Source organism: Methanobrevibacter sp. 87.7, from assembly GCF_002208625.1.
Lineage (GTDB): Archaea > Methanobacteriota > Methanobacteria > Methanobacteriales > Methanobacteriaceae > Methanarmilla.
Genome location: NZ_MRCT01000287.1, coordinates 1 through 847, shown reverse-complemented (window position 1 = coordinate 847; position 847 = coordinate 1). Strand labels below are relative to the sequence as shown.

General features: G+C 20.7%; 1 protein-coding gene. It reads right to left on the bottom strand.

Going from position 1 to position 847, the window contains the following annotated elements; all coding sequences use genetic code 11:
* Window positions 1-129: 129 nt before the first annotated feature.
* A complete protein-coding gene (locus BGI41_RS08245) occupies window positions 130-519 on the bottom strand; it encodes a putative zinc-binding protein (RefSeq protein ID WP_088540218.1) in 390 nt (129 codons plus the stop codon).
* Between the last annotated feature and the right edge of the window lie 328 nt (window positions 520-847).

Below are 847 nucleotides of genomic sequence, written 5' to 3'. Positions count from 1 at the left end.
AAAGAGAAAAAATAAACTAAAAAATAAATTAAAACTAAAATAAAGAAAAATTAAACAATAAGAAAAATAATAAAAAAGTAATCAATTAAAACCATTAAAAATAAAAATAAGATAAAGTTTAAAATAAAACTAATTTTTAAACTCATCAAGAGAATCTTTTATTGCATCTTTAACAAGACTTACACATTTTTCTCCTTCTTCATCAAGTCTTGCAACATCATTAGGACGATAAGGACTATCTTTTAAAACATCATCAATATCAATAGATTTAATTACATTAGCACCTTTATCTTCTAAAATTTTATTTACACAATGACCTTCACAACCATTAATTGCAATAACATCAAAATCATTTAAAAATTTAAGAAAATCTTCATTATCTGCAGCAATTGAACCCATACAAAGTGAAACAACCTCATCAAAATCAACTGCCATATCAGATACTGCAGCACGTGCAACTAAACCATTAGGACTCATTCCAGAACATCCTGCAATTGCTATTTTCCTATCATTTTCCATTTTATCTACCTAAAAAATTTAATCATATACAATTATTATAATTTATAGTGTTTATACTACTTATAAGTTTATAAATTAAGATTAAAATAGAAATGTTAATAATTAAAACTTAAATAAAAAATAGAATTAATATCCATTTTTAAATTAAAAATAATATTTAAAAAAAGTTAGAATAAAAAGGATAATTAACCCTAAAAAACTACCCTTTAAGTGATTAAAAACTAAGGTATGAACCCTTGTTTATAATATTTACATTAATGATATATAAACTTTACTTTAAATTTTTTTAATTTTAATTGAATAAAATAAAAATTAAAATAATATAAAT